The organism is Mesorhizobium qingshengii (assembly GCF_027563465.1).
Lineage (GTDB): Bacteria > Pseudomonadota > Alphaproteobacteria > Rhizobiales > Rhizobiaceae > Mesorhizobium > Mesorhizobium qingshengii_A.
Map to the genome: position 1 here is coordinate 63980 of NZ_JAPFQA010000021.1, position 15766 is coordinate 79745.

The window sequence follows — 15766 nt, forward strand, 5'->3', positions numbered from 1 at the left end:
ACCGTATGCCCCGACGGCGCGTTTGGGCCATGCTCATATGCGGCCACCGAATTTCGGTTCATTGGAAGGGATTTCACAATGTTTTCAATCAAGGTTCTGACCGGCGCGGCGCTCGCGCTCGGCATCACCGCTGCCTCCGCGAGCGCCCAGGTGGTTGTCTCCTCGAAGATCGACACCGAAGGTGGCGTGCTCGGCAACATCATCCAGCTCGTTCTCAACGCCAACAACATCAAGACCACCGACCGCATCCAGCTCGGCGGCACGCCGGTGGTGCGCAAGGCGATCACCGCCGGCGAGATCGACATCTATCCCGAATACACCGGCAATGCCGCCTTCTTCTTCGAGAAGGCTGACGACCCGGTCTGGAAGGATGCCGCCAAGGCCTATGAGGCGGCCAAGAAGCTCGACTATGACGCCAACAAGATCGTCTGGTTGTCGCCCTCGCCCGCCAACAACACCTGGGCGATCGCGCTGCGCAAGGAGGTTGCCGAAACCAACAAGCTCGCCACGCTCTCCGACTTCGGCAAGTATGTCGCTGGCGGCGGCCAGGTGGTGCTGGCGGCTTCCGCCGAGTTCGTCAATTCGGCCGCAGCACTTCCGGCCTTCCAGACCACCTATGGCTTCACGCTGAAGCCCGAGCAACTGATCACGCTCTCCGGCGGCGACACGGCGGCGACCATCGCGGCGGCCGCCAACCAGACCAGCGGCGCCAACGCCGCCATGGTCTACGGCACCGATGGCGGCATCGCGCCGTCCGGCCTCGTCGTGCTCGACGACGACAAGGGTGTGCAGCCTGTCTACCAGCCGGCGCCGATCATCCGCGAAGCGGTGCTCAAGGAGCATCCCGAGATCGAGACGCTGCTGAAGCCGGTCTTCGCCAAGCTCGACCTCGTCACGCTGCAGGAACTGAACGGCCGCGTGCAGGTCGGCGGTGAGCCGGTCAAGGGCGTCGCCGAAGACTTCCTGAAGAAGAACGGCTTCCTGAAGTAGAGCGATTTCCGGCGCGCCGCATTCGTGGCGCGCCGGAACGACTGACGGGGGAGGGCGTGCCTATCCGCTTCGACAAGCTCGGCGTGGTCATCGCCGCGATAGCAGGCTGCGCGGCTTTCGCCGCGCCCTTTGCCACGTTCCGTGCCAACCGCATCGTTCCCGGCCAGGCGCGTTCGATTCTCGAAGCGTTGCCGCCAGCGGCCGGGCCGTTGCTGCTCGCCATCGTTGTCACTGCCGCACTGGTCGCGCTGTTCAAGACGCCGCAGCAGCTGCGCCTTGCCGCCAGCGTGGCGGCACTTGCCGCGCTCGCGCTGCTAATCGGCGTCGCCGGCACATTTCTCACGCCTGCCGGCAACACCTTTGCGAGGATTTCGCCGGCCTCCGGCTTCTGGATTCTCATCTTTGCTTTCACGCTCTTGCTGGCCGACGTTCTGACGAGGCTGGAGCTTTCGCCCTGGGCGCGCGTCGGCGTGCTGGTAGCGGCTAGCGCGGCAGTCGGTCTGCTGTTGATTTCGGGAAGCTGGAACGATCTGTCCATCCTCAAGGAATACGCCAACCGCGCCGACAGCTTCTGGGCCGAAGGCTCCAAGCATGTGACGCTGGCACTCGGTTCTCTGCTTGCCGCGGTGATAATCGGCCTGCCGCTCGGCATCCTTTGCCATCGTGTCGAGAGGCTGCGCGCGAGCGTCCTCAACGTGCTCAACATCATCCAGACCATTCCCTCGATCGCGCTGTTCGGGCTGCTGATCGCGCCACTCGGCTGGATCGCGTCACATGTGCCGGGGGCGGCGGCGCTCGGCATTCGCGGCATCGGCACCGCGCCGGCTTTCGTCGCCTTGTTCCTCTATTCGCTGCTGCCGGTGGTGGCCAACACGGTGGTCGGCCTCGCCGGCGTGCCGCGCGCCGCCAATGACGCGGCCCGCGGGATGGGCATGACCGACCGGCAACGCCTGTTCGGCGTCGAGTTTCCGCTGGCCTTTCCGGTGATCCTCACCGGCATCCGCATCGTGTTGGTGCAGAACATCGGCCTTGCGACGATTGCCGCGCTGATCGGCGGCGGTGGCTTCGGCGTGTTCGTCTTCCAGGGCGTCGGCCAGACGGCGATGGATCTGGTGCTGCTCGGCGCGGTGCCGACGGTCGCGCTCGCCTTCGCCGCCGCCATCATCCTCGACGCGGTGATCGAAATGACCTCCACCAGACGACGCGAGGCAAGCCCGGCATGATCGAGATCGAAGGCATTACCAAGCGCTACGATGCGACAACGGTGGTCGACGACGTCTCGATGGTCATCGAGCCGCGCACCATCGCCGTCATCGTCGGCACGTCCGGGTCCGGCAAGACGACGCTGCTTCGCATGATAAACCGGTTGGTCGAGCCGACCGCGGGCGTCGTCAAGCTCGACGGCGCCGACAACCGCTCGCTGCCTGGCTATGAACTGCGCCGCAGCATCGGCTATGCCATCCAGGGCCACGGCCTGTTTCCGCATCGCACGGTGGCGCAGAACATCGCCACCGTGCCGGTTCTGCTGGGCTGGGACAAGGCCCGTATCAAGGCCCGCGTCGACGAGCTGATGACGCTCTACCAGCTCGATCCCGAGGCGTTCGGCCCGCGCTACCCGCACGAGCTTTCCGGTGGCCAGCAGCAGCGCGTCGGCGTTGCCCGCGCGCTCGCCGCCGAGCCGAACGTGCTGTTGATGGACGAGCCATTCGGCGCCCTCGACCCGATCATCCGCACCAAGGCGCAGGAAGATCTGCTGGCGATCCAGAAGCGCTTCGGCACCACCATCATTCTTGTCACCCACGACATGGAGGAGGCCGTGCATATGGGTGACAAGATCGCCGTGATGGATGCCGGCAAGCTCGTCCAATACGCCAAGCCCGCCGAAATCCTGGCGAGACCAGCCAGCGCTTTTGTCGAAACCCTGGTCGGCGCCAGCGAGCGGCCGTTTCGGCTGCTTTCGCTCGGCCGGGTGCGCGACGCGGTGGAAAAGGGCACCGCTGATGGCGAGGCGATCCCCGGCGATGCCAGCCAGCGCGATGCGTTGGCGGAATTGCTGTGGTCGGGCCGGCCGGCGCTGCCGGTGAAAGGCGCCGACGGCAAGCCGCTCGGCCGCGTCACCCTCGACGGTCTGGTCAAACGCTCGGCGAGGCCGGCATGAAAGCCTGGCTTCCGGCGCTGCTGCGACTGGCCCTGGTCGTGCTGCTGATCGCCTTCCTCACCAACCCCGGCTTGTTTGAACCGCTGCTGAAGCCGCTGACAGAGAACAATGCCCCGGTGATCTACAACCAGGGCAGTCTGCTGACCCTGACGCTGTTGCATTTGCGCATCGTGCTGATCGCCACCGTGGCGGCAACCATCGTTGCGGTGGCGCTTGCCATCCTGGTCACCCGGCCCGCCGGTGCCGAGTTCCTGCCGCTGTCGCGCAGCCTGGTCAATATCGGCCAGACCTTTCCGCCGGTCGCGGTGCTGGCGCTCGCGGTGCCGGCGGTCGGCTTCGGCGAAAAGCCGACACTGATCGCTTTGTTTCTCTATGGCCTGCTGCCGATCTTCGAGAATGCGCTGACCGGCCTGACGACGCTGCCGGCCAATGTGATGGAGGCGGCGCGCGGTGCCGGCATGACCGGCTGGCAAAGACTGGTCAAGGTCGAGCTGCCGCTCAGCGCCCCGATCATACTCGGCGGTATCAGGCTGTCGGTTGTCATCGGCCTTGCCACGGCCACGATCGGCTCGACCGTGGCCGCCAAGACGCTGGGCGAGGTGATCATCGCCGGGCTGTTGTCCAACAATCTCGCCTTCATCCTGCAGGGCGGCCTGATCGTGGCGGCACTTGCCGTGCTCATTTATGATGGGTTGTCGGCGGTCGAACGCTATACCGCGCGCCGCATGGGCCGCGAGGCCGGGTAGCCAAGTTCTCTCGCCAGGGTCGATTTCAATCGATCTAACCGCACGGCGATCCCGACGGGCGCGCTGCCATATCGCCCTTTTGGGCGAAAGCCGGGCAAAAACCGAACAATATCTTGACGTTCGCGACCCTGTTTCGCATACACCGGTGCGAAGAGGCGGATTCCGTGCACGGATTCCGGTCTTTGTCTCAACGGCCCAGGGAGGGGTTCTTTTGGGCCAACAATCGAGGAAAATCCGGCAATGACAATTATTTCCGCCGTCATCGCCTGCGGCCTGCTTTCTGTCCTTTACGCCATCTGGGCGACACGTTCGGTCCTCGCGGCCGATCAGGGCAATGCACGCATGCAGGAAATCTCCGCCGCCATCCGCGAAGGCGCGCAAGCCTATCTGGCGCGCCAGTACACCACCATCGCCATCGTCGGCGTGGTCGTGCTCGTGCTCGCCTGGTGGCTGCTTTCGATCACCGCCGCGATCGGCTTCCTGATCGGCGCCGTTCTGTCCGGCGCCGCTGGTTTCATCGGCATGCACGTTTCGGTGCGGGCCAATGTGCGCACCGCGCAGGCGGCCTCCAACAGCCTCGCCGCCGGCCTCGACATCGCTTTCAAGTCGGGCGCCATCACCGGCATGCTGGTGGCGGGCCTCGCCTTGCTCGGCGTGTCGATCTACTACCTTGTCCTGACCCACTTCATGGGCCTTCAGCCCAACGACCGCGTCGTCATCGACTCGCTGGTTTCACTCGGCTTCGGCGCTTCGCTGATCTCGATCTTCGCCCGTCTCGGCGGCGGCATCTTCACCAAGGGTGCTGACGTCGGCGGCGATCTGGTCGGCAAGGTCGAAGCCGGTATTCCGGAAGATGATCCGCGCAATCCGGCCACCATCGCCGACAATGTCGGCGACAATGTCGGCGACTGCGCCGGCATGGCCGCTGACCTGTTCGAGACCTATGCGGTGACGGTCGTCGCCACCATGGTCCTCGGCGCCATCTTCTTCGGCGGCACCGCCGTTCTCGGCGCCGCGATGCTCTATCCGCTGGCCATTTGCGGCGCCTGCATCCTGACCTCGATCGTCGGTACTTTCTTCGTCAAGCTCGGCGCCAACGGTTCGATCATGGGGGCTCTCTACAAGGGCCTGATCGTCACCGGCCTGTTGTCCATCGTCGGCCTCGGCGTGGCCACTTCGGTATGCCTCGGCTGGGGCGAGATCGGCACCGTTGCCGGCATGGCCATCACCGGCAAGAACCTGTTCATCTGCGGCCTGATCGGCCTCGTGGTGACCGGTTTGATCGTTGTCATCACCGAATACTATACCGGCACCAACAAGCGCCCGGTGAACTCCATCGCCCAGGCCTCGGTGACCGGTCACGGCACCAACGTCATCCAGGGTCTTGCGGTCTCGCTGGAATCCACAGCACTGCCGGCAATCGTCATCGTCGGCGGCATCATCTCGACCTACCAGCTCGCCGGTCTCTATGGCACCGCGATCGCGGTCACCACCATGCTCGGCCTGGCCGGCATGATCGTCGCGCTCGACGCCTTCGGTCCGGTAACCGACAATGCCGGCGGCATTGCCGAAATGGCCGGCCTGCCCAAGGAAGTGCGCCACTCCACCGACGCGCTCGACGCGGTCGGCAACACCACCAAGGCGGTGACCAAGGGCTATGCCATTGGTTCGGCCGGCCTCGGCGCGCTGGTGCTGTTCGCCGCCTACTCGAACGACCTGAAGTTCTTTGCCGCCAATGGCGACAAATATCCCTACTTCCAGGGCATGGGGGAAATCTCCTTCGACCTCTCCAACCCTTATGTCGTCGCCGGCCTGATCTTCGGCGGCCTGATCCCGTATCTGTTCGGCGGCATCGCCATGACGGCCGTCGGCCGCGCCGCCGGTGCCATCGTCGAGGAAGTGCGCAAGCAGTTCCGCGAGGATCCAGGCATCATGGCCGGCACCTCGAAGCCGAACTACGCGCGCGCGGTCGACCTTCTGACTAAGGCGGCGATCCGGGAAATGATCATCCCGTCGCTGCTGCCGGTGCTGGCGCCGCTCGTCGTCTATTTCGGCGTGCTGCTGATCTCGGGTTCGAAGGCTTCCGCCTTTGCGGCACTTGGCGCCTCGTTGCTTGGCGTCATCGTCAATGGCCTCTTCGTCGCCATCTCGATGACCTCGGGCGGCGGCGCCTGGGACAACGCGAAGAAGTCCTTCGAGGACGGTTTTGTCGACAAGGACGGTGTCAGGCACCTCAAGGGCTCCGAGGCGCACAAGGCCTCGGTCACCGGCGACACGGTCGGCGATCCCTACAAGGACACCGCCGGCCCGGCCGTCAACCCGGCGATCAAGATCACCAACATCGTCGCGCTGTTGCTGCTCGCCGTGCTCGCGCACGGCTGAACGGCGTCTGTCGCTTAAAGTCAAAAACCCGCGGGAGCGATCCCGCGGGTTTTTGTTGTGGCTAATGCCGCGCGAACCGTTCAGCTCTCCTCTTCGTCAGGTGCTCGAAATGCTCGCATTCGAGCGCAAGCATTTCCTTCAGGTTCGGTTCACGGCATGGCGATGGGGGAGCCACTCCCATCGCTGGCAAGCATGCCGCCAGGACCGCTCGGTCCGGCCATAACAAAAGCCCGCGAGATCGCTCCCGCGGGCTTTTGGTCGCCTGAGATGTTGCTGCTTCCTGGAGGGCCCGGGAAAGGCAGGTCTGAAGATCAGGGAGTGCCGCCGCCGGGAATGCCGGGCGCCAGCTTGCTGGCGCCGTTGATGATCTGGCTGAGGAAGTTCTGGTCCTTGCCGCCGGTCGGCGTCGTGCGCGAGATGAAGTCGAACATCTTGCCGTCCTTCAAGCCGTAATTGGCGATCTGGGCGACGCGTCCGTCGGCGCCGAAATAGACCGCCAGTACATGCTGGTCGATGAGCCTGGGCTTGTCGAAGGCGACGTAGCGCTTGCGCGTCTGGGAAATGTAGTAGAAGGCCTCGTTGTCGAACGTCGCGGTGGTCGACGGCGTGCCGAGTGCCAGAAGCACCTGTTCGCGGCTCGAGCCGACCGGCACCAGGTCAATCGCCTGCTGGTCGATGACATAGCCCTGCGTCAGCGTCTCGCTCGGGTTGAGGTCGCCGATCATCTTGTTGGTGTGGCACGCTGACAGCGCCGAAGCGACGAGCAGCAGGGTGATCGCACCGGCAGGCCTGGACGAGAAGGACGACTTGAAATTCAGCGCGCGCAACAACAATTCTCCATTATATCGCCGCAACTTGCGCTGGGCCGCAAAACCGGTAAACCAGCTTGCCTGCCGATGCAACAAGGCCAACTAAACAAACGGTCCCGGGAGACCATCCCCAATGTTCCAGCGCCTTTTTGGCCGCGAACGCCACGCCAACCGCGCCATCACCGAGGCGCTTTACGCACAAATCGTGGCGGCGGCGCGGCAGACCGTGTTTTATTCCCACTGGAATGTACCCGACACGCCGCTAGGCCGTTTCGAGATGCTGTCGCTGCATATGTTCCTGTTCCAGCACCGGTTGCGCGGCGAGGGTGGTGCGGCACAAGAGGTCGCCCAGGTGCTGATCGACGAGTTCTTCCTCGACGTCGATCATTCGCTACGGGAGTTGGGCATTGGCGACGTCGGCGTGCCCAAACGCATGAAAAAGCTGGCGAAGATGTTCTATGGCCGAACTGCCGCCTATGATGATGCCCTGGAGCGGAACGACCATGACGGGCTCACCGCTGCCCTTGCCCGCAATGTCCGGCCCGACGCCGGCGCCTGGCCGCAAGCGTCACGACTGGCCGTCCATGTCGCCGACGCGGCAAGGCATCTTGCCGCGCAGCCAACCGAATCGATTCTCTCCGGTACCGTGACGTTTCCAACCGCCAAGGCAGACTGAAGGAGGCAGCGATGAAACATGCAGAACCACAAGGCCCGGTGTCCTTCATCGCCAATGTCGCCCGCTTGCCGCACAAGGGGCTGCCGGTGGTCATCACCGCCGACGGCGCCCAACGCGCGGCCCTTGCCGCGGAGCATGATCTGCTGTCGGTCGAAACCTATCGCGCGGAGCTCCTGGTGGCGCCATGGAAGCGCAACGGCGTCAAAGTCAGCGGCCGCGTCGAGGCCGACATAACCCAGGCCTGCATCGTCACGCTCGAGCCGGTCGAAGCGCATATCGACGAGGCGATCGAGGCGCTGTTCCTGCCGGATGACTCCAAGCTCGGACGGCAAGGTTTCGAGGGCGGCGGCGAGATTCTGATCGATGCGGACGGTCCTGACAGCCCGGAAACATTTTCCGGCGACACGATCGATGTCGGGGCGCTCGCCGAACAGTTCTTCGGGCTGGCCATCGACCCTTATCCGCGCAAGCAGGGCGCATCGCTGGATGCCGGCGGCGAGATCGAACCGGCGGAAAATGAATTTCAGCAAAAACTGCGATCCTTGCTTGGAAAATCCTGAAAACCTCGCCCGCGACGGAAAAGTCGGTTGTGCGGCAGCCCAAAACCGTTATTTTCGCCGAACCTTCGCGATCGCTAAAGCGACATGCCGCCTAACCGTGAGATGAATACCGCGTGATCAGGATTTCCATCGATGCCATGGGCGGCGATCACGGACCAGCCGTGGTCATTCCGGCGCTCATGACGGTCGCGACCCGCCGTCCCGACATCCGCTTCGTCATCTACGGGCGCGAGGATGTGGTGCGTCCCGAACTGGCCAAGTTTCCCAAGCTGGCCGATGTCAGCGAGTTCATCCATTGCGAGATAGCGGTCAGGATGGACGACAAGCCGAGCCAGGCGCTGCGCCACGGGCGCTGGAAGTCGTCGATGTGGAAGGCGGTCGAAGCGGTCAAATCGGGCGCGGCGGATGCCTGTATCTCTGCCGGCAACACCGGCGCGCTGATGGCGATGTCTAAATTCTGCCTGCGCACCATGGCGACCATCGATCGCCCGGCGATCGCCGCGCTCTGGCCGACATTGCGCGGCGAAAGCGTGGTGCTTGACGTCGGCGCCACCATCGGTGCCGACGCGCACCAGCTCATTGATTTTGCCATTCTCGGTACCGGTATGGCGCGCTCCGTGTTCGGCATCGCCCGGCCCACGGTTGGCCTGCTCAATGTCGGCGTCGAGGAGATCAAGGGCCAGGAAGAGGTCAAGGAAGCGGGACGCATGCTGCGCGAGGCCAATATGGCCTCGATGAATTATCACGGCTTTGTCGAGGGCGACGATATCGGCAAGGGCACGGTCGACGTGGTGGTCACTGAAGGCTTCGCCGGCAACATCGCGCTGAAGACGGCGGAAGGCACCGCGCGCCAGATCGCAGGTTATCTGCGCGCCGCGATGAGCCGCACCCTGATGGCCAAGATCGGCTATGTCTTCGCCAAGGGGGCCTTCGACCGCCTGCGCGAAAAGATGGACGTCGGCCGCTCCAACGGCGGTGTCTTCCTGGGGCTGAACGGCATCGTCGTCAAAAGCCACGGCGGCGCCGATTCGGACGGTTTCGCCGCGGCGATCGAGCTCGGCTACGACATGGTGCGCAACAATCTGCTTGACCGCATCGAGGCCGATCTGGACCTGTTTCATGCGCGCAACCCGCATGCCATGACATCTAGGAAATCCGACGTCGTTACCGACGCGAAGGAATAGGAAAGAGCATTGATCAGATCAGTCGTGCGCGGCACGGGCGCCGCGCTGCCCCGCCGCATCATGAAGAATGCCGATTTCGAAGGCATGGTCGAAACCTCGGACGAGTGGATCGCCCAGCGCACCGGTATCCGCCAGCGTCACATCGCGGGTGACGACGAGACGACGGCCTCGCTGGGTGAAGCGGCCGCGCGCGCTGCGCTTGCCAATGCGGGCCTTACGCCCGATGACATCGATCTGATCGTGCTGGCGACATCGACGCCCAACAACACCTTTCCGGCCACCGCGGTCGAGATCCAGCACCGGCTCGGCATGCATCACGGCTTTGCCTTCGACATGCAGGCGGTCTGTTCCGGTTTCGTCTACGCCGTGACCACCGCCGACCTCTACATCCGTGGTGGCTTGGCCAGGCGCGTGCTGGTGATCGGCTCGGAAACGTTCTCACGCATCCTCGACTGGAGCGACCGCTCGACCTGTGTGCTGTTCGGCGACGGCGCGGGCGCGCTGGTGCTTGAGGCGGCCGAGGGCGCAGGCACGATCGCCGACCGCGGCGTTCTGGCGGCCAGCCTGCGCTCCGACGGCGCTCACAAGGACAAGCTTTTTGTCGACGGCGGGCCATCGACCACGGGGACCGTCGGCCATCTCAGGATGGAAGGCCGCGAAGTCTTCAAGCATGCGGTCGGCATGATCACCGACGTCATCGAGGCGACGTTCTCGCAAGCTGGTATCACCGCCGCGGATCTCGACTGGTTCGTGCCGCACCAGGCCAATAAACGCATTATTGACGCTTCCGCCAGGAAGCTCGGGATAGAAGAGCAAAAGGTGGTGGTTACGGTCGATTTGCACGGTAACACCTCGGCTGCTTCCGTGCCGCTGGCGCTTGCTGTTGCCGTCGCCGACGGGCGCATCAAGAAGGGCGATCTCGTGCTTCTTGAAGCGATGGGTGGCGGCTTCACATGGGGCGCTGTTCTCGTTCGCTGGTAAGTGCCAAACGGCCCGGTTTCGGTCCTTGACCTTGCCGGATCAATTACTTAGGCTCTGCCGTTGTTGTGCCTAATTTTATGTTTTGAGCTGATGGGACGGTCGCATGGGGGGAAAGACACTTACGCGCGCCGACCTTGCCGAGGCCGTCTACCGAAAGGTCGGCCTGTCACGCACTGAATCGGCCGAACTCGTTGAAGCGGTTCTGGACGAAATCTGCGAAGCGATCGTCCGCGGCGAGACGGTGAAGCTGTCGTCCTTCGCGACATTCCACGTCCGCTCCAAGAACGAGCGCATCGGCCGCAATCCCAAGACCGGCGAAGAGGTGCCGATCCTGCCGCGCCGGGTGATGACCTTCAAGTCGTCGAACGTGTTGAAAAGCCGTATTCTGCGGTCGCATCAGAGCGGCAAGGCCAAAGGTGGCAAGTAATCTTGCTCTACTGCGCGGTTGAAAACCGCCTCCGCGATGACGCCGGGCTTGAATATTGCTTCACAAACCGCTGAAATAAGGCCCGATTCGGCAGCATGGCCGGATTGGTGTTCTGCGTATGATCCATTCCGCGGAAACGGAATGAGCTTCTCTTTTTGGTGAGCGTGATCTCGTCTGAAGACCGTTCCGGATCACGCTCCAGCGTGAGGATTTCGCCCATGGACAAGAGCCCTGACGCCTTCCGTACCATAAGCGAGGTCGCCGAGGATCTCGACCTGCCGCAGCATGTGCTGCGCTTCTGGGAAACGCGTTTCAACCAGATCAAGCCGATGAAGCGCGGTGGCGGCCGTCGCTATTACCGGCCGCAGGATGTCGAACTGATCAAGGGCATCCGGCACATGCTCTACGACCAGGGCTACACCATCAAGGGCGTGCAAAAGCTGTTGCGCGAGAATGGCAATCATTTCCTGGTCGCCATCGGCAGCGGCGATATGGCCGCCGTCGAGGCGATCTCGCAGCGAAGGCAGGCCGATCAAGTGCCATTGACGCCGGCAGCCCAGCCTCGCGCCATGGATGACGAACTGGTTGGCCAGCCGCGCGTCAAGCCAAGCCGACGCTTTTTTGGTCTCGGCAAGAGCGACGAGGAAGGTCCGGTTCAGCCGGACGCGTCGAAACTATCGCGCGACAATCGCGCCCTGCTGCAGGAGGCGTTGTTCGACCTCCTGGAATGCAAGCGGCTGCTCGACCAGGTGCGCTGACCGGCGCCCGAAGCGACTGTGATATCCCGAAAACCGGAACCCGCCTTCGGGTGACGCGTTACGTTTCCTTCTGCAAGCAAGGAAACGCATCATGGCATCGTTCTCGACCCTCCCGGATATCGATCTGGAAAAGCAGGTTGCTGCTCTCTCCAGGGAACTGACGGCTCTGAAAAAGGCGGTGTCCAGGCGGGGCGGCGCCGTCTACGAAGACGGTCGTGATACCGCGCTCGACGCGTATTCCGATCTTGCAGGGCGTTTGCGGGAGGCGATGCCAGTAATCCGCAAGCAGGGCAGGGTGATCGAAAGATCGGCTCGCGACCATCCGGCGGTGGCTGCCGCGGTCGGTCTTGTCGTGGTTGGCCTCGTCGCCAGTCTGCTGTTCGGCCGGCGCTGATTGGTAAGCCTCGGATCGCCTTCCCGCGCCTCGGGCTGAGGCTCCTTCACCCGAGGCATTTCCCAGACCCGACCTGATTAGCGATTTCTGGTGTCGCTCTGGCATCTGGCGCTCAGCGCCTCGGCGTAGAGGCGCACGGCACCGCTGTGCCGCCGGCGCAGGAACGCGGATTGATCAAGGCGCCAGCATCGCTCGATTTCCCTGACGATCGCCGGATTGGTCCAGGTTGCATAGCCCGCCGCCGAATAGACGGCGATCTCGCCGGCATAGAGACAGTCGTCGGTGACGAGGAAGTCGATACGGATGTAATCGAGGTCGCCGGCGATGGCCGGCGCGATCGAGATCGCCTGGCGAACATAGTCGATCAGCCGCGCATTGACGGGCAAGGCCTGATCCTCGCGAGGATAATCGGGATCGCGACCAGGCAGCGGATTGGCTTCACGGTCAAACAGCAGCGAAAGACTGGCTTGCTTATCCTCGACCCAGACATGGGATATCACGCCGCTGCAGACATGAACCTTGATGTCGGTGGCGATCGTTCCGCCGCTTAGCGCCAGCCGCTGTTCGACGAAAACGGCCGGAACAATCGGCCAATAGGCCCATTCGCCATTGCGGACGCCGAAGCGCCTCTTCAGCCAGCGGCTGGTACGATAGACGATAGCGTCGCGATCCGGCCGGCCATCGGTGACGAACATGTTCATCTCGCAGCCATGGTTGACTTTGACCACCACGTCGCCGGCCAGCAACGCCGGCGGGATCGCCGCGGGATCGCTGCCGGCCCACAGCGTTGCGGGCAGTTTCAGGTCCGGGCAGGCATTGTGGATATGGGTCTTCGCCGCCAGCTTGTCGGTCAGCGTTACGAATAGCGGATTGCGGTCGACGATCTTTCGCCAGAGCAATCGCTCATGATAGCTCCTGGGTTCCGCCGGGTTTGGCAGGTAACCCAGCCGGCGCACGAAGCGCACGATCAGAGCCGGATGCCGAAGGGTGAGCCAGAACCGCGCGGTCGAGAGGACAATGCGGCTTGTCCACGAAACATCGGACTTGGCCGTCATCAGGGATACCTGGCCTCGTTGGCAGAACCTGATCCGGTGGGAGTGCGCCGGTCAGAAACATCCCATGCCGTAGCGCGATTTGCCTTTGCGTGAAAGGTTGGCCAGCGTCGCCGTGGTGGTTTTGCGCCGAGATCTTGGCGCTGCCATGGGGGGAAATTCGAGATGCCCGAATCGTGTCGCGCTTCGCGTTGCGCTGGCACGAGAAGACCAGCCTTGGACAAGAAGCCAAGGCCGGTCTTCTCGTTGGCAGGGTGGGATGCTCAGTAGGCCTTCTTCACGATCTTCCTCACGTGGTGGTGATGATGAACGTGGTGATGGCGGTAGTGGTGGTGGTAGTGGCGATGATGATGGTGGTGACGATGATGCTTTACCATCGGGGCAGCATCCGCGCTCGTCGCGCCAATCACCGGCGCCGTGAAAGCAAGTGCAACCGCAAGCCCGAGGGCCGAGAGGAGGGACTTCTTCATGGATCGTTTCCTTTTTTTTGCGGGCTGACATAGATCGGGGCGACAGCCCTACCGCCGCGAATGGGATTACGCTCCTCAATTTTTTCGTCAGTATTTCCCGACTGTAGATTTTTGTGTCTGGACTGTTTCTGACGAAACGGGCTTCCACCACCATCATCAACAAAGGCCGAAAGGCCGCGACCTTGCCGCCTGTTTCGCCTACATCGGCGGAACCACACCGTTGTTTCCGACCACGACGCGACCGGCGCTCAGTGTGCCGTCACCGTCACGCTGAGCGACAACGAAGACCGTCGCGCCTGGCTTGAGGTCGGTCGGCGCGGCGGCCGCAAAGGTCACGACAGGCGTGTTGTCGGGTATCGAGATCTTCCTTGTCTGCCCATTGTCATAGGTCAGTGTGACGGCGCGCCCGTTTATATCGGTTACGTCGGCGACGGTGCCGTTGGTCATGCGGCTGTTTGGCTGCAGGTCCCAGGGACGGTCACCCTCGCCAGTGCCTTTCAAAGCGGCTGGAAAGACCACCACCTCCAGAGCGCCACTGCCGCCATCCGCTTTCGAGACGGATGCGATGCCGAGGAAATCGCCCTGCTTGATGTCCTTCGCGGATGCGCCGGCGACGCCCGAGATCTTCCAGCCGGCATTGAGCTTGATCGCATCGGTATCGCCCTGGCGGGTTTTCACGGTGAGTAGCGATGGCGCGAAACTGACCACCGTGCCGCGCACGCGCAGCGCGTCCGCCGCTCGAGCGCCGGCCATACCGGCAACGGTGAGGCTGGAGACGGTGCCGAGCACGACCATGAATGTCTTCAAGTTCATTGTGGAAATCCTTCCGGGAAAGAGCTGGCTGGAACCGGATGGTTTTCACGCCAGCGCATTGGAACAACGAACAGGTGGGCCGAAACTCCTGAGTAAAAAGGGGTTCGAGCCTTCAAAACAACTTGATCGCGACCTGCGCGCGAGGCGGCCGCACCGGCGCCTGGTTCACGATGCCGTGACGGTCCGATTGGCACTTGGCAAATTGCCGGCGAGCGGGCATCTTCTCCACCGTCTCAGGCAACATCGTCATTTTACCAAACTCTTTTAGCCCACGGAGTTGCCAATGCCCTACAATGCAAGAAGCGAAGCCCTCTCCGAACCGGTAGCCAACGGGATCGGGCCAGATTACAGCACCCTCAAGGCGATCCGGGAGACCCTCGGATACAGCGTGGAAAAGTTGTCGCTGACATGCGGTCTGGCGGCCGGCGAGATTGAGGATATCGAGAACGGCAGGACGGCCGACCCGTCGAAGCTGCGCCGTATTGCTTCCGCGCTTCGACTTCCACAGGACGCTTTCATCGGTTCAGCTGTGCGCACGCCAGCCGCACAAGGTCGATCCCTGGCATAAATCAGCATCAGGCATGCCCACAGAACCCGCCAGGGTACCCTTGGCGGGTTTGTTTGTTGGTGCAGCAGTGTTCCCGCCGCTGCGGCTTGCCGATTTGTATATCGCCCGTGTTTATACGCGCGGGCAGATTCACCGTTGCCCATCAAGTCCGCCGTCTCAGTTTTGAACCGTGGGTTTTTCGATATGAGCCTGGAATCCGTTCGTGCCTTCTTTGCCGCCCATTCGCCCGACATCGACGTCATCGTGACGGAGGCGAGTTCGGCGACAGTGGCGCTGGCGGCCGAGGCGCATGGCGTGCTGCCGGCGCAGATCGCCAAGACCATCTGCCTCCGCGTTGGTGACCGCGCCATGCTCGTCGTCACCAGCGGCATCGCCAGGCTGGACAACCGCAAGTTCAAGGACCAGTTCGGCGGCAAGCCGCGCATGCTCGACGCCGAAGAGGTTGTCGCCGCCACAAGCCATCCGGTCGGCGGTGTCTGCCCGTTCGGCCTGCCGGCGCCGCTGCCGGTCTACTGCGACCTGTCGCTGCGCGGATTCGACGAGGTCGTGCCCGCCGCCGGCGCCACCAACGCCGCCGTGCGACTTGCGCCGCAGAGGATGGTTGAGCTTACCGGTGCTGAATGGGTCGATGTCTGCCAAGGGTAGGCAAACGGGTCGGATTCGACGCGAGGCCCAAGCAACAAGGTAACAGACACGATTTGAGATTTGGCTGACTGATGAGGCGGACTTTTGGGGGCAAGTCCTGCTTTGAAATGGTCGGAGTGGCCGGATTCGAACCGACGACCCCTTGACCCCCAG

20 protein-coding genes are annotated in these 15766 nt (G+C 63.2%); 15 read left to right on the top strand and 5 right to left on the bottom strand.

Features of this window, described 5'->3' with window-relative positions; all coding sequences use genetic code 11:
• Positions 1 to 78 precede the first annotated feature (78 nt).
• The 5 genes from osmF to OOJ09_RS28365 all read left to right on the top strand — a co-directional run bounded on the left by osmF (position 79) and on the right by OOJ09_RS28365 (position 6276).
• Positions 79 to 990 carry an ABC transporter substrate-binding protein gene (gene osmF / locus OOJ09_RS28345; RefSeq protein WP_269908368.1) on the top strand — a complete coding sequence of 304 codons (912 nt, stop codon included), beginning with the start codon at positions 79 to 81 and terminating at the stop codon, positions 988 to 990.
• 56 nt (positions 991 to 1046) lie between these two features.
• Positions 1047 to 2213 carry an ABC transporter permease gene (locus OOJ09_RS28350; protein WP_269908369.1) on the top strand — a complete coding sequence of 389 codons (1167 nt, stop codon included), beginning with the start codon at positions 1047 to 1049 and terminating at the stop codon, positions 2211 to 2213.
• Entirely contained in the window at positions 2210 to 3148 is a 939-nt protein-coding gene (locus OOJ09_RS28355) for an ABC transporter ATP-binding protein (RefSeq protein WP_269908370.1), read from the top strand. The genes OOJ09_RS28350 and OOJ09_RS28355 overlap by 4 nt, the downstream gene beginning before the upstream one ends.
• Positions 3145 to 3894 carry an ABC transporter permease gene (locus OOJ09_RS28360; RefSeq protein ID WP_269908371.1) on the top strand — a complete coding sequence of 250 codons (750 nt, stop codon included), beginning with the start codon at positions 3145 to 3147 and terminating at the stop codon, positions 3892 to 3894. The genes OOJ09_RS28355 and OOJ09_RS28360 overlap by 4 nt, the downstream gene beginning before the upstream one ends.
• A gap of 240 nt (positions 3895 to 4134) precedes the next feature.
• The gene (locus tag OOJ09_RS28365) at positions 4135 to 6276 is read left to right on the top strand and encodes a sodium-translocating pyrophosphatase (RefSeq protein WP_269908372.1); all 2142 of its coding nucleotides are present in this window, start codon (positions 4135 to 4137) and stop codon (positions 6274 to 6276) included.
• A 311-nt stretch (positions 6277 to 6587) separates the two neighbouring features.
• Here OOJ09_RS28365 and OOJ09_RS28370 read toward each other — a convergent pair whose 3' ends face one another.
• Positions 6588 to 7103, bottom strand: coding sequence for an outer membrane protein assembly factor BamE (locus tag OOJ09_RS28370; protein ID WP_269908373.1), 516 nt, complete (start codon positions 7101 to 7103; stop codon positions 6588 to 6590).
• Positions 7104 to 7218: 115 nt separating this feature from the next.
• Here OOJ09_RS28370 and OOJ09_RS28375 point away from each other — a divergent pair, with 115 nt between their 5' ends.
• The 5 genes from OOJ09_RS28375 (at position 7219) to OOJ09_RS28395 (ending at position 10913) form a co-directional block, all read left to right on the top strand.
• Entirely contained in the window at positions 7219 to 7761 is a 543-nt protein-coding gene (locus OOJ09_RS28375; RefSeq protein ID WP_269908374.1) for a ubiquinol-cytochrome C chaperone family protein, read from the top strand.
• 11 nt (positions 7762 to 7772) lie between these two features.
• A complete protein-coding gene (locus OOJ09_RS28380) occupies positions 7773 to 8321 on the top strand; it encodes a YceD family protein (protein ID WP_269908375.1) in 549 nt (182 codons plus the stop codon).
• Positions 8322 to 8434: 113 nt separating this feature from the next.
• Positions 8435 to 9505: a phosphate acyltransferase PlsX gene (gene plsX / locus OOJ09_RS28385; protein ID WP_269908376.1), complete on the top strand. Its 1071-nt coding sequence runs from the start codon at positions 8435 to 8437 to the stop codon at positions 9503 to 9505.
• Between the two features lie 9 nt (positions 9506 to 9514).
• Complete coding sequence (locus OOJ09_RS28390; RefSeq protein ID WP_269908377.1) at positions 9515 to 10486, top strand: beta-ketoacyl-ACP synthase III; 972 nt, start codon at positions 9515 to 9517, stop codon at positions 10484 to 10486.
• 103 nt (positions 10487 to 10589) lie between these two features.
• On the top strand, positions 10590 to 10913 hold the full coding sequence (locus OOJ09_RS28395) for an integration host factor subunit alpha (RefSeq protein WP_111545727.1): 324 nt from the start codon (positions 10590 to 10592) through the stop codon (positions 10911 to 10913).
• Between the two features lie 7 nt (positions 10914 to 10920).
• On the opposite strand, the gene OOJ09_RS28400 is transcribed toward OOJ09_RS28395, so the two are convergent.
• Positions 10921 to 11133 (bottom strand): hypothetical protein, encoded by a 213-nt coding sequence (locus OOJ09_RS28400; RefSeq protein ID WP_269908378.1) that lies wholly within the window; start codon positions 11131 to 11133, stop codon positions 10921 to 10923.
• On the opposite strand from OOJ09_RS28400, the gene OOJ09_RS28405 reads away from it, so the two are divergent.
• The gene (locus OOJ09_RS28405) at positions 11132 to 11671 is read left to right on the top strand and encodes a MerR family transcriptional regulator (protein WP_269908379.1); all 540 of its coding nucleotides are present in this window, start codon (positions 11132 to 11134) and stop codon (positions 11669 to 11671) included. The genes OOJ09_RS28400 and OOJ09_RS28405 overlap by 2 nt on opposite strands.
• A 91-nt stretch (positions 11672 to 11762) precedes the next feature.
• On the top strand, positions 11763 to 12065 hold the full coding sequence (locus OOJ09_RS28410; RefSeq protein ID WP_269908380.1) for a hypothetical protein: 303 nt from the start codon (positions 11763 to 11765) through the stop codon (positions 12063 to 12065).
• 77 nt (positions 12066 to 12142) lie between these two features.
• Here OOJ09_RS28410 and OOJ09_RS28415 read toward each other — a convergent pair whose 3' ends face one another.
• From OOJ09_RS28415 to OOJ09_RS28425, 3 genes are all read right to left on the bottom strand, one after another.
• Positions 12143 to 13120 (bottom strand): ATP-grasp fold amidoligase family protein, encoded by a 978-nt coding sequence (locus tag OOJ09_RS28415; protein WP_269908381.1) that lies wholly within the window; start codon positions 13118 to 13120, stop codon positions 12143 to 12145.
• A gap of 260 nt (positions 13121 to 13380) precedes the next feature.
• The gene (locus OOJ09_RS28420; protein ID WP_269908382.1) at positions 13381 to 13587 is read right to left on the bottom strand and encodes a hypothetical protein; all 207 of its coding nucleotides are present in this window, start codon (positions 13585 to 13587) and stop codon (positions 13381 to 13383) included.
• Between the two features lie 198 nt (positions 13588 to 13785).
• A complete protein-coding gene (locus OOJ09_RS28425) occupies positions 13786 to 14400 on the bottom strand; it encodes a hypothetical protein (RefSeq protein ID WP_269908383.1) in 615 nt (204 codons plus the stop codon).
• Here OOJ09_RS28425 and OOJ09_RS28430 point away from each other — a divergent pair.
• From OOJ09_RS28430 to OOJ09_RS28440, 3 genes are all read left to right on the top strand, one after another.
• On the top strand, positions 14381 to 14668 hold the full coding sequence (locus OOJ09_RS28430) for a hypothetical protein (RefSeq protein WP_269908384.1): 288 nt from the start codon (positions 14381 to 14383) through the stop codon (positions 14666 to 14668). The two genes, OOJ09_RS28425 and OOJ09_RS28430, sit on opposite strands and share 20 nt — an antisense overlap.
• A gap of 15 nt (positions 14669 to 14683) precedes the next feature.
• A complete protein-coding gene (locus OOJ09_RS28435) occupies positions 14684 to 14968 on the top strand; it encodes a helix-turn-helix domain-containing protein (protein ID WP_269908385.1) in 285 nt (94 codons plus the stop codon).
• A gap of 183 nt (positions 14969 to 15151) precedes the next feature.
• Positions 15152 to 15613: a YbaK/EbsC family protein gene (locus tag OOJ09_RS28440; protein ID WP_269908386.1), complete on the top strand. Its 462-nt coding sequence runs from the start codon at positions 15152 to 15154 to the stop codon at positions 15611 to 15613.
• Positions 15614 to 15766: the final 153 nt, after the last annotated feature.